The sequence below is a fragment of the Rhodococcus sp. GB-02 genome, from assembly GCF_053470465.1.
The window spans coordinates 250,585-262,680 of sequence record NZ_JBPUKE010000003.1; the positions used below are offsets into that span (position 1 = coordinate 250,585).

Below are 12,096 nucleotides of genomic sequence, written 5' to 3' on the forward strand. Positions count from 1 at the left end.
TATATGCGCCCGCAGGACGCTTCGAACTCGGGGTACTTCGAAATGAGACGAATACATCGGAAAGCTCGGATGGAAACTGGCAAATCGCCCGCCGGAGATCACATCGTGACAATCAGCTGCGATGTTACCGATCAGTCAGCTTCCAGCAAATATTCATCAAACAACCATTTGGGACTATTGTCCTGAATATAATGGCTAAAACGGCCCTATATAACAAACCGAAGCGCCGGTACCCGACGAACGGGCACCGACGCTCCGGCGAAATCTTTTCAATTGATCGTGCTGCGATTACTCGTCAGACGGTGAAGCCGAGTGCGCGCAGCTGCTCGCGTCCATCCTCGGTGATCTTGTCCGGTCCCCACGGCGGCAACCACACCCAGTTGATCTTCATGTCGGTACACAGATCGCTACGCACCAGTGCGCCGCGTGCCTGGTCCTCGATCACGTCGGTCAACGGGCACGCCGCCGACGTCAAAGTCATGTCGATCGTGACGACACCGTCGTCTTCGAAGAGTCCGTAGACCAAGCCGAGATCGACGACGTTGATTCCCAGTTCGGGGTCGACGACGTCGCGCATCGCTTCTTCGAGTTCGTCGAGTCGCTCAGGCGACGGGACAGTGCCACTGCCCTGTGCGCCACCGAATTCCGCAGTCGAATCGGGATTCGGATTCACCGGAGCGCCGACCTCGGCGTCCTGCACTGGTTGTGTCTCGGTCATGATCCCTGTCCTTCAGTCGTGTCGACCAATTCACTGCTGCTGTCCGCCGTCGACACAGCACCGCCGTCGACAATCTGGACTACAGCATCCTTGAATGCCATCCATCCGAGCAAGGCGCACTTCACGCGTGCCGGATACTTCGAGACACCGACGAACGCGATACCGTCGCCGAGAACGTCCTCGTCCCCCTCGACGGTGCCCCGACTGCTCACCATCTCGTTGAACGCCGTCACCGTCTTCAGTGCGTCGGTGACCTGCATCCCGATGACGAGGTCGTTGAGCACCGACGTCGACGCCTGGCTGATCGAACAACCCTGCCCGTCGTACGAGACGTCGGAGACCGTTCCGTCCTCGGATATCTGGACGCGCAACGTCACCTCGTCGCCACACGTCGGGTTGACGTGGTGCACCTCGGCGCCGAACGGCTCACGGAGTCCGCGGCCGTGCGGATGTTTGTAGTGATCGAGGATCACTTCCTGATACATCTGCTCCATGCGCATGATTCAGTTCAACTCCCCTGCGACACCGAAAAATTCCTGCGCACGCTTGATCGCTGCAACGAGAACATCGATTTCCGAGGTGGTGTTGTAGAGCGCAAACGACGCACGGGCCGTCGCAGCAACACCGAACTTACGATGCAGCGGCCACGCACAATGGTGTCCGACACGGATCGCGACGCCCTCGTCGTCGAGGATCTGTCCGAGGTCGTGGGCGTGAATACCGTCCACGACAAAGGAAATCGCTCCGCCGCGGTCCTCGGACGTCTGCGGTCCGATGATGCGCAGACCTTCGATCGCCGACAACTTTTCGAGAGCATCTTCCACCAACACGTGCTCGTGCGCGGCGACGGCGTCCATCCCGAAGGTGTTCAGGTAATCCACGGCAGCGCCCAGTCCGACCACCTGCGAGGTCATCGGTACGCCGGCCTCGAAACGCTGAGGCGGCGGCGCGTAGGTGCTGACCTCCATGGTGACCGTCTCGATCATCGAGCCGCCGGTGATGAACGGAGGCATCGCTGCCAGCAGCTCACGACGGCCGTACAGAACTCCGACACCCGAAGGGCCGAGCATCTTGTGGCCGGAGAAAGCCGCGTAATCCACTCCCAGTTCGTGGAAGTCGACTGCCATGTGAGGCACCGACTGGCACGCGTCGAGCACGACGAGTGCACCGACGGCGCGTGCTCGTCGCACCAATTCCTCAACCGGTGCGATCGCACCCGTCACGTTGGACTGGTGGGTGAACGAAACAACCTTCACCGTGTCCGTCAACTCCAGCGAATCGAGATCGATCCGGCCGTCGTCGGTGACGCCGTACCACTTGAGGGTCGCGCCGGTTCGGCGCGCAAGTTCCTGCCAGGGAACGAGGTTGGCGTGGTGTTCGAGTTCGGTGATGACGATTTCGTCGCCAGGACCGACGTGGCGGTCGAAGCGATCGTCACCGAGAACGTAGGTCACCAGATTCAGGGCCTCGGTGGCGTTCTTGGTGAACACCAACTCGTCCGAATCCGCACCCACGAAGGAAGCGATGGTGGCGCGAGCATTCTCGTACGCGTCCGTCGCCTCTTCTGCGAGCTGATGAGCACCACGGTGTACTGCCGCGTTACACGTGGTCAGGAAGTCCCGTTCGGCATCGAGAACCTGGACCGGTCGCTGCGAGGTAGCGCCGGAATCCAAGTACACCAAAGGTTTTCCGTCGCGCACGGTTCGCGCCAGGATCGGGAAGTCGGCCCGAACCGCTGTGACGTCGAGCTCGCGCACCGAGGTGGTCATCGTGATTACGCTCCCTGGGTAGCTGCGGTGTCCGCGGTGAAACGAACGTAGCCGTTGGTCTCGAGCTCGTCGGCCAGCTCCGGTCCACCGGACTCGACGATGCGGCCACCGACGAACACGTGAACGAAGTCGGGGTTGATGTAGCGCAGAATGCGCGTGTAGTGCGTGATCAGCAGAACGCCGCCGTTCTCGCGCTCCTTGTAGCGGTTGACGCCTTCGGAGACGGTGCGCAGAGCGTCGACGTCGAGGCCGGAGTCGGTCTCGTCGAGGATCGCGATCTTCGGCTTGAGCATGCCCAACTGCAGGATCTCGTGGCGCTTCTTCTCGCCACCGGAGAAGCCTTCGTTGACCGAGCGCTCGATGAACGAGGGATCGATCTCGAGCTCGCTGAGGGCTTCCTTGACTTCCTTGACCCAGTGGCGCAGCTTGGGAGCCTCGCCTCGCACAGCCGTAGCGGCGGTGCGCAGGAAGTTGGACATGGAAACGCCGGGAACCTCGACGGGGTACTGCATTGCCAGGAAGAGCCCGGCACGTGCACGCTCGTCGACGCTCATTGCGAGGACGTCTTCACCGTTGAGGGTGATGGAGCCGGACGTGACCTGGTACTTGGGGTGACCGGCGATGGCGTACGACAGAGTCGACTTGCCGGAGCCGTTGGGGCCCATGATCGCGTGGGTCTCCCCCGAGCGGACCGTCAGGTCGACGCCCTTGAGGATCTGGATGGGCTCGGCGTTGGCATCGGAGTTGGCGACCTCGACGTGCAGGTCACGAACCTCGAGGACCGAGGTGGTGGTGTTGTCACTGGTAGACATGAAATTCCTTCAAGATGAGGCGGGCGAGCGTAGCGACGGGGTGGTGTCGCAGGCGGGGCGGTCAGGAGCCGACGGCTGCGAGTTCGGCTTCGACTGCGGCTTCGAGGCGATCGCGCACCTCGGGAACAGCGATCTTGTTGATGATTTCGTGGAAGAACCCACGTACGACCAGACGACGAGCCTGATCCTCCGGGATACCACGAGCACGCAGGTAGAACAGCTGCTCGTCGTCGAAACGTCCCGTTGCACTTGCGTGGCCGGCCCCGACGATCTCGCCGGTTTCGATTTCGAGGTTCGGAACCGAGTCGGCGCGGGCGCCGTCGGTCAGCACCAGGTTGCGGTTGAGCTCGAACGTGTCGGTGCCCTCCGCTGCGGCGCGGATGAGAACGTCGCCGATCCACACGGTGTGCGCGTCGGGCTTACCGGATCCGGGATCTCCCTGAAGCGCACCCTTGTAGACCACGTTGGACTTGCAGTTGGGCTGCGAATGATCCACCAGCAGACGCTGTTCCAGATGCTGGCCGGCGTCGGCGAAGTACAGGCCGAGCAGTTCGGCGTCGCCGCCCGGTCCGTCGTACTTGACGGTGGCGGACAGGCGCACCAGGTCGCCGCCCAGGCTGATCGAGGTGTATCGAAGCACTGCGTCGCGGTTCAGGCGAGCGTGGTGTGACGTCACGTGAACTGCGTCGTCCGCCCAGTCCTGGATGGCCACCACGGTCAGCTGCGAACTGTCACCGAGAACGAATTCGATGTTCTCCGCGAAGGTTCCGCTGCCGCGCTGGTCGATCACGAACGTCGCCTTGGCGAACTGCGCCAGACGAATCTGGGTGTGTCCGTAGGCGACGTTGTCGACTCCGGGGCCGGTCATGGTGACCACGACAGGCTTCTCGACCTCGACCTCGGCGCCAACCGAGATGACCGTTGCCGTCTCGAAGCTCGAATACGCCTGCGCTGCAATGCGATCAGCGGGAACGCCGGCTTTGCCCAGACGTGCGTCGTCACGGCCGACGGTCTCGACGGTGATGTCGCTTCCGCCGTCGACCTCGACGGTGACCTGAGCGTTGGCAACTGCGCTGCCGTCGTGCAATCCACGCAGACGACGCAGCGGGGTGAACCGCCAGATCTCGTCACGTCCGCCCGGGACCTCGAATGCATTGACGTCGAACGAGGAGAACTGCTCACCCTTGTTCGTGATGGGCGAGCCGGTGGCTGCACCCTTTACTGGAGCGGTCGGGTTCTCCCCGGCAACAGCTCCGATGACTCCGGTCTCTGGCGTGGTCACTAACCCACAGCCCCTTCCATCTGAAGTTCGATAAGGCGGTTGAGCTCGAGCGCGTACTCCATCGGGAGTTCCTTCGCGATGGGCTCGACGAATCCACGCACGATGGTGGCCATCGCCTCGTCCTCGGTCAGTCCGCGGCTCATCAGGTAGAAGAGCTGATCGTCGCTGACCTTGGAAACCGTGGCCTCGTGACCCATGGTGACGTCGTCCTCGCGGATGTCGACGTACGGGTAGGTGTCGCTGCGGCTGATCTGGTCGACGAGCAGAGCGTCACACTTGACGGTCGACTTCGAGCCGTGGGCACCCTTGTTGACCTGCACCAGACCGCGGTACGACGCACGTCCACCGCCACGGGCGACAGACTTGCTGATGATGGTCGAGGACGTGTGCGGCGCGAGGTGAAGCATTTTGGCGCCGGTGTCCTGGTGCTGACCCTCGCCGGAGAACGCAACGGACAGAACCTCACCGCGGGCGTACTCACCCATCAGCCAGACGGCCGGGTACTTCATGGTGACCTTGGAACCGATGTTGCCGTCCACCCACTCCATCGATCCACCGGCTTCGACCTTGGTGCGCTTGGTCACCAGATTGTAGACGTTGTTGGACCAGTTCTGGATGGTCGTGTAGCGGCAGTGGCCGCCCTTCTTCACGATGATCTCGACTACGGCCGAGTGCAGTGAATCGGACTTGTAGATCGGCGCGGTGCAACCTTCGACGTAGTGCACGGAGGCATCTTCGTCGACGATGATCAGGGTGCGCTCGAACTGACCCATGTTCTCGGTGTTGATGCGGAAGTACGCCTGCAGCGGGATGTCAACGTGGACTCCCGGCGGAACGTAGATGAACGAGCCGCCCGACCACACGGCGGTGTTCAGCGCGGAGAACTTGTTGTCACCGGCCGGGATGACCGATCCGAAGTACTCCTTGAACAGCTCCGGGTGCGTCTTGAGGCCGGTGTCGGTGTCGAGGAAGATGACGCCCTGCTCCTCGAGATCCTCACGGATCGAGTGGTAGACGACCTCGGACTCGTACTGAGCTGCGACGCCGGCTACGAGGCGCTGCTTCTCTGCCTCGGGGATGCCGAGCTTGTCGTACGTGTTCTTGATGTCCTCGGGCAGGTCTTCCCAGGACTCGGCCTGCTTCTCGCTCGAGCGCACGAAGTACTTGATGTTGTCGAAGTGGATGCCTTCGAGGTCGGAGCCCCAGTTCGGCATCGGCTTCTTGTCGAAGGTGCGCAGAGCCTTGAGTCGGATGTCGAGCATCCACTCCGGCTCGCTCTTCTTCGCGGAGATGTCCCGCACGACAGCCTCGGAGAGTCCGCGCTGCGCGCTGGCTCCGGCTTCGTCGGAATCGGACCAGCCGTAGCCGTAATGACCGAGGGACGCGATGGTCTCTTCCTGCGTGAGCGGCTCGGTGCCTGCAGCTGCAGTGGTAGTCGCCTGGTCTGATGTGACGGTCATGCGAGCTCCTTCCGGAGTCTTGTTTCTTGACGGCTGCTCGGTCTCAGCGAGGGCTGGTCGCTGCGGTCGAGCAGTTCTGACTTTGAAGAACTAGCTGAAAAATCTCTATTCGAACGCTGCTCTGAGGTAACGCTCAGTAGAACAACGCTCTGTAGAACACTGTGGTCCGGTCATCTACTCCCGGTGGACACGAGGGGCACGTGCGTCGTGCAGGCGCAGTCACCGTTGGCGATGGTCGCCAGACGCTGGACATGCGTTCCGAGCAACTGCCGGAATGCTTGCTGCTCCGCCTCGCACAGTTCCGGAAACTCTTCTGCCACATGGGAAACCGGGCAGTGATGTTGGCAGATCTGCACGCCGTTGCCGACCGGCCGGGTCGACGCTGCGAACCCCACCGCATTGAAGGCTTCGGCGATTGCGTCCGCTGTCGCCTCGACGTTGTCCACATCTGTCGGATCAGCCGGTTCGACGTCTCCGACGATCGCCTGAACCCGACGCTTGGCGAACTCCTCGATTGCCGCGTCCCCGCCGATTTCGCGGAGTTGCCGCATCGCGGCTCCCGCCAGATCGTCGTAGGTATGGCCGAGGCGCCCGCGACCGGTCGCGGTGATCTGGAACTGCTTGGCAGGTCGACCGCGTCCGCGCTGGCGCAGCGACGCCGCCGAAGCCGTTCGGGCTTCACCGGACTCGATCAACGCGTCCAAGTGACGTCGGACACCTGCGGCACTCAAACCGAGGCGCGTGCCGATTTCGGAGGCCGTAATGGGGCCTTCTTCGAGTAGCAGCTTGACCACTGCGGCCCGGGTCTGGCCTTCGACGCTCACCGTCACCGGATTTGCGGCAGCACTCGGCGAGGTCGCTACAGTGGGCTGACCTGCAACTTCCTTGCTTCGAGGGTCTGACGCATTTCTTTTCACAACACAAGTGTGACCGAATTCTTTTCGCAGGTCTACTAAGGGCAACCTGCATTACATTCGGGAATATCCGGACAACGCACGTTGTTTGTGCTTGTCTGTCCGGCTGGATGGAGCCGCTACGCTGCCTGGTGTGCCGCAGACCCCCGAGAAGACGACGACCGCGCGATCGGCGCGCGCGATCCTGCTGGACAAACCCAAGGCACTCGCGCTTTCCACGATCGGCGTTCGGCCTTTCGGTTCCGCTCCCCGGCAGAGTATGGCCGCCGTGTTGCACGGCGACGAAAGTGAGCGCCCGGGCCTGAACGAGAAGGAAACCGCGCAACTGCGAGGGATCCGCAGATTCGGCGCAACCGGCGCGGTATTGATGGCAGTGGGCGCGCTCGGCGCCGGCGCACAACCCGTCCTGCAGAATCCGACCGCGGGCCTTCGAGTCCTCAGCCTTCCCGGACGTATGCCGACGGTCTCGCTCACCATGACGATGACCGGAACGGTGCTCGTCGTTCTCGCCTGGCTGATGATGGGCCGATTCGCCGTCGGAGACATACGCAGCCGATCCGGCGCACCGCGGCGCATGACCCGCTCTCAGTTGGACCGCACACTCCTGCTCTGGATCCTGCCGCTCTCCGTCGCACCGCCGATGTTCAGCCGCGACGTCTACTCGTATCTGGCACAAAGCGAAATCGCGGCCCGCGGACTCGATCCGTACGCCATCGGCCCCAAGGCGGCGCTGGGCGTCGACCACGTTCTCACCCGCACGGTTCCGACGATCTGGCGCGACACGCCGGCTCCGTACGGACCGTTCTTCCTTTGGCTGGGACGCGGGATCAGCTCACTGACCGGCGACAACATCGTTGCCGGAATCTTCTTGCACCGCCTGCTCGCATTGGCCGGCGTTGCGCTCATCGTGTGGGCGATACCCCGACTGGCCAAGCGATGCGGCGTCTCCGCCGTCAGTTCACTCTGGCTCGGTGCCGCGAACCCGCTGCTGCTCTTCCACCTGGTGGCCGGCATCCATAACGAAGCTCTCATGCTCGGGTTGATGCTCGCCGGAATCGAGATCGCCCTCCGGGCAGTCGAAGGGTCCGAGCCCATCCGTGGGCAAGCACTGTTCTATCTCGTCGCAGGATCCGGGTTGATCGCGTTGTCCTCGACGGTCAAGATTCCGTCTTTGCTTGCACTGGGATTTGTCGGCATGGCCTTGGCCCGGCGTTGGGGTGGAACCTGGAAAGCCCTGGCGGGAGCCGCGATTCTTCTGGGCATCGTTGCCGCCGTCGTCACGTTCGTCATCAGCGTGGCCAGTGGGCTCGGCATGGGTTGGATCAACACGCTCGGTACCGCAACAGCGGTGCGGAGTTGGATGTCCATCCCGACGCTCCTGGGCGTCGGCACGGGATTGGCCGGCGTACTACTCGGACTCGGTGATCACACCACCGCGATCCTCACGATCACGCGTCCCATCGCGTATCTCGTCGCGATGCTCATCACCGCGCGGATGATGATCTCGGTATACATGGGTCGCATTCACCCGGTCGGTGGACTCGGCATCGCCCTCGGCGCGATCGTTCTTCTGTTCCCCGTCGTTCAGCCCTGGTACCTGCTGTGGGCGATACTTCCGCTCGCAGCTTGGGCCACCGCGCCAATTTTCCGCATCCCCGCCGTGGTCTTCACTTCGATCGTCAGCGTCATGTTGATGTCCAACGGCGCCGAATACCTTCCGTTCATGATCGTGCAGGCCGTCATCGCGACCATCCTCACCGCCGGAACGCTCATCGTCTTCACCCGCAATTCACTCCCCTGGCGTAGCGACAAGCCAGTAGCGGAGATCACGAAAGGCGGACCGGTAGACGAAGACAACTCGGCGGGGGCTTACGCTGATTCCCCGTGACCTCGAGAGCTTCCAGATCGTCGACGCCGGCGGTACAGATTCAGGGTGTCGTCAAGTCCTTCGACGGTGTTCGAGCCGTCGACGGTATCGATCTCACTGTCGAGACGGCCCAGGTCGTTGCCCTGCTCGGCCCCAACGGAGCTGGTAAGACAACCACCGTCGAGATGTGCGAAGGGTTTGTCACCCCCGATGCCGGCACCGTTCGAGTGCTCGGTCTCGACCCCATCGCCGACTCCGGTGAAGTCCGCTCGCGAATCGGCGTCATGCTGCAGGGCGGCGGAGCGTACCCCGGGTCCAAGGCCGGAGAAATGCTCGACCTCGTCGCCGCATACTCGGCCGACCCACTCGATCCCACCTGGCTCCTTTCCAAACTCGGCCTCACCGATGCGCGCAAGACGCCCTACCGTCGCCTTTCCGGCGGCCAGCAGCAACGACTGTCTCTGGCGTGCGCACTTGTCGGCCGTCCCGAGTTGGTATTTCTCGACGAACCCACCGCTGGACTCGACGCTCAGGCACGTCTACTCGTGTGGGAACTCATCGACGCTCTGCGCCGCGACGGCGTCAGCGTCCTGCTCACCACGCACCTCATGGACGAGGCCGAAGCGCTCGCCGACGAACTGGTCATCATCGATCACGGCAAAATCGTCGCGTCGGGAACGCCCGCCGAGGTCACCAGCAAGGGCGCCGAAGGACAACTCCGCCTGACGACGGTTCCCGGTTTGAGCCTCGACTCGCTGGTCGGCTCCCTCGCCGGGTTCCGCGTCGAAGAATCCAACCCCGGCACCTACGTCGTCGAAGGTGCAATCGATCCGGCAACTGTGGCGACTGTCGCGACGTGGTGTGCCGATCAGGAAGTGCTGATCAACGACATCCGCGTCGATCAACGGAGTCTGGAAGACGTCTTCCTCGAATTGACGGGCCGGGAACTGAGGGGATGACGGAGATCAAGGTCATGAACGAAACAGCAGCGAGCGGCCAGAACAGTGGGACTGCCAACGGAGCCAGGGAACGCCGGCTCGCCGAGAACCGCTTCGAGCCAGGCACTTTCTCGCCGGATCCCCGTCCCAGTTCGGCGGCCGAAATGCTGGCGGCGCAGACCAAACTGGAACTGACTCTTCTGCTCCGCAACGGTGAGCAATTGCTGCTGACCATGTTCATCCCGATCACCCTGCTCATCGGACTGTGCCTACTTCCGATCGGCGATTTGGGTGATTCTCGGGTCGATACCGTGCTCCCTGGTGTCATGATGGTTGCCGTGATGTCGACGGCGTTCACCGGACAGGCCATTGCCGTCGGATTCGATCGCCGATACGGCGCGCTCAAACGACTCGGTGCAACGCCGCTACCGCGGTGGGGAATCATCGCCGGTAAGAGCGCTGCCGTCATCATCGTCGTGGCACTGCAGGCATTGCTGCTCGGCGCTATCGGTTTGGCGTTGGGGTGGCGTCCGTCGTTCGCCGAACTGGTACTCGGCGCAGTGGTCATTGCCATCGGTACTGTCACGTTTGCAGCGCTGGGACTGCTGCTCGGCGGCACTTTGCGTGCGGAGATCGTTCTAGCTCTCGCCAACGTCTTGTGGTTCATCATGGTGGGCATCGGCAGTGTGGTCTTCGCCAGTGGCGAACTTCCGACCGCTGTTCACACGCTTGTGCGCATAGTTCCGTCCGGTGCTCTCGCACACGCTCTAGAAGCGGCCCTCGACACCTCGATGGACTGGTTCTCGATTCTCGTACTTCTCATCTGGGCTGTGGTGGCCGGTGTCTGCGCAGCAAGGTGGTTCAAGTTCACGTGAGTACACGACGGACAGCTCAGATCGTCGGCTGTGTGGCCGCAACAGTGATGTTGTGTGCCGGACCCGCAACGGCGACTCCCTCGGTGTCCGGTCCACTCGCACCTGCAAATCCGTACCTCGGTCCCGTCGGTACTTCCACCATGCACGGTGACGCGGGCTCGTCCGACGTCACTCCGCTGCCTGGTCCAGGAACCGGCCCACACGAGGTGACAGCTTTCCCGATGATGGCCGCCTGCCCGACGGTCCTCCAGGGTTCCGACGGCATGGTCGTCTCACTCTGCACAACGATGATCGGCCAGATCCCGACCATCCATTTGATCGATCCGAAGGCCGACGCCACGCCGTTGGGCCGGTCGGTCGCGCAACTGCCGCTCGCGAAGGGCAGCCTCCTCGGCGGCGTCTACGCCTACCTCGACAACGAGAACCGTCTCGTCGCCGTCGACGGCAACCGTCAACTGGTCCGCATTTCCCATGCGCAGAATCCGGACGGCAGTTGGCGGCTGGAACTCGCCGATGTAGTCGATCTCAGCGGTGCGGTTGCCGCCGACGACAACGTCACCGGCCTCGCCCCGGATTGGGACGGCAATGTCTGGTTCGCCACGGGGCACGGCACCGTCGGGTATGTCGGCACGGATCGAATCGCGCACAGCATTGCGCTCCCCGAAGGTGAACAGGTGCAGAACAGCATCTCCACCTCCCCGACGGGCACTGCCGTCGCAACTACCCACGCGCTCTACCAACTGAAGCGAAACGGCGACGAGGTCGTCATCGACTGGCGTCAGCCGTACGACCGCGGGCCGGCCCGTAATCCGGGTCAGCTCAGCTGGGGAACCGGATCGACTCCGACGTACTTCGGCCCGTCGACGGGCAGCGATTTCTTGACCATCGTCGACAACGCCCACCCGACAGTGAGCTTGCACGTCTATCGCGCTGACACGGGCACCGAGGTGTGCACGCAGCCGGTGTTGTCCGCTGCCAGCCAGGACGGCTCACCGAGCGGCAGCGAGAACTCCCCCGTCGGCATCGGTCATTCCGTCTACGTCGCCGGCACCTACGGATACCCGTACCCCACGACTCCTGAAGGCGCCGGCCCAGCTGTCCCCGCCACGGCACCCTTCAACGGCGGCATGACCCGCGTCGACATCGACCCGGTCGGCTGCCATGTCGTGTGGGACAACACGATTCGCAGCTCCGCGGTACCCCACCTCTCGACGGCTGACAGCTCGATTTACACCGTGACACGGGACGGTGCTCCGAACACCTCTCCGTTGGACGGTTACTCGTTCGCGGTGATCGACTCGAAGGACGGGTCGCAGATCGGTTCGACTCCCCTGCCGTCGACCATCCTCAACGACACCCTTCAGATGTCTGCACTCATCACCGAGTCCGGCGAGTACTTCCAGGGCACGATCTCGGGAATCGTGCGGGTTAGCGCGAACTGACGCGAGCTGGCCCCAACGA

The 12,096-nt window shown here is 62.9% G+C and carries 11 protein-coding genes; 4 read left to right on the forward strand and 7 right to left on the reverse strand.

Annotated elements, in window-relative coordinates:
* Positions 1-295: 295 nt before the first annotated feature.
* From ACSW29_RS21505 to ACSW29_RS21535, 7 genes are all read right to left on the reverse strand, one after another.
* Entirely contained in the window at positions 296-718 is a 423-nt protein-coding gene (locus tag ACSW29_RS21505) for a metal-sulfur cluster assembly factor (protein WP_003944963.1), read from the reverse strand.
* Complete coding sequence (gene sufU, locus ACSW29_RS21510; RefSeq protein WP_448278255.1) at positions 715-1,218, reverse strand: Fe-S cluster assembly sulfur transfer protein SufU; 504 nt, start codon at positions 1,216-1,218, stop codon at positions 715-717. The genes ACSW29_RS21505 and sufU overlap by 4 nt, the downstream gene beginning before the upstream one ends.
* 3 nt (positions 1,219-1,221) lie before the next feature.
* Positions 1,222-2,487, reverse strand: a complete 1,266-nt coding sequence (locus ACSW29_RS21515) for a cysteine desulfurase (RefSeq protein WP_448278256.1) — start codon at positions 2,485-2,487, stop codon at positions 1,222-1,224.
* 5 nt (positions 2,488-2,492) lie between these two features.
* Positions 2,493-3,299, reverse strand: coding sequence for a Fe-S cluster assembly ATPase SufC (sufC, locus tag ACSW29_RS21520; RefSeq protein WP_003944795.1), 807 nt, complete (start codon positions 3,297-3,299; stop codon positions 2,493-2,495).
* A 61-nt stretch (positions 3,300-3,360) separates the two neighbouring features.
* Positions 3,361-4,581 (reverse strand): Fe-S cluster assembly protein SufD, encoded by a 1,221-nt coding sequence (gene sufD, locus ACSW29_RS21525; RefSeq protein WP_448278257.1) that lies wholly within the window; start codon positions 4,579-4,581, stop codon positions 3,361-3,363.
* Positions 4,581-6,041, reverse strand: a complete 1,461-nt coding sequence (gene sufB / locus ACSW29_RS21530; RefSeq protein WP_230815580.1) for a Fe-S cluster assembly protein SufB — start codon at positions 6,039-6,041, stop codon at positions 4,581-4,583. The genes sufD and sufB overlap by 1 nt, the downstream gene beginning before the upstream one ends.
* A 170-nt stretch (positions 6,042-6,211) precedes the next feature.
* Complete coding sequence (locus ACSW29_RS21535; RefSeq protein ID WP_076948451.1) at positions 6,212-6,958, reverse strand: helix-turn-helix transcriptional regulator; 747 nt, start codon at positions 6,956-6,958, stop codon at positions 6,212-6,214.
* 130 nt (positions 6,959-7,088) lie between these two features.
* Here ACSW29_RS21535 and mptB point away from each other — a divergent pair, with 130 nt between their 5' ends.
* The 4 genes from mptB to ACSW29_RS21555 are packed head-to-tail and all read left to right on the forward strand — an operon-like array spanning position 7,089 to position 12,077.
* Positions 7,089-8,843, forward strand: coding sequence for a polyprenol phosphomannose-dependent alpha 1,6 mannosyltransferase MptB (gene mptB, locus ACSW29_RS21540; RefSeq protein WP_448278258.1), 1,755 nt, complete (start codon positions 7,089-7,091; stop codon positions 8,841-8,843).
* The gene (locus ACSW29_RS21545) at positions 8,840-9,781 is read left to right on the forward strand and encodes an ABC transporter ATP-binding protein (RefSeq protein WP_230815577.1); all 942 of its coding nucleotides are present in this window, start codon (positions 8,840-8,842) and stop codon (positions 9,779-9,781) included. Before mptB ends, ACSW29_RS21545 begins: the two co-directional genes overlap by 4 nt.
* A gap of 14 nt (positions 9,782-9,795) precedes the next feature.
* Positions 9,796-10,635 carry an ABC transporter permease gene (locus ACSW29_RS21550; protein WP_230815576.1) on the forward strand — a complete coding sequence of 280 codons (840 nt, stop codon included), beginning with the start codon at positions 9,796-9,798 and terminating at the stop codon, positions 10,633-10,635.
* 47 nt (positions 10,636-10,682) lie between these two features.
* Positions 10,683-12,077 carry a hypothetical protein gene (locus tag ACSW29_RS21555; RefSeq protein ID WP_448278545.1) on the forward strand — a complete coding sequence of 465 codons (1,395 nt, stop codon included), beginning with the start codon at positions 10,683-10,685 and terminating at the stop codon, positions 12,075-12,077.
* Positions 12,078-12,096 lie beyond the last annotated feature (19 nt).